Raw genomic sequence first — 265 nt, forward strand, 5'->3', positions numbered from 1 at the left:
GCATTAGTAGAGTACTTAACGTCGCTTGCACTTAATAATGCTGCTTTATATCCAAGTGCAGATGCTTCTGCGCTAGAAGGTGAAGCGCTAGAGAAAGTCGTTCACGATTACCAAAATACAGTTAAAGTTATTGAGCGTTTAAAGCGTAAATATCCTAACACGGTAATGGAACGCTTAATCTACCAAACAGAGTTGAAAACTGATGACCTTTCTGACGAAGCTAAAGTAATTGCTTGGACAAAAGAGTTAGTTGATGACCTGATTG

1 pseudogene is annotated in these 265 nt (G+C 38.9%); it reads left to right on the forward strand.

Annotated elements, in window-relative coordinates:
* Positions 1-265 (forward strand): annotated as a pseudogene (gene gyrB / locus AAEY57_RS20190) (DNA gyrase subunit B); the annotation flags it as partial.

The organism is Pseudoalteromonas sp. MER144-MNA-CIBAN-0113, from assembly GCF_040308965.1.
GTDB classification, from domain to species: Bacteria; Pseudomonadota; Gammaproteobacteria; order Enterobacterales; family Alteromonadaceae; genus Pseudoalteromonas; species Pseudoalteromonas tetraodonis.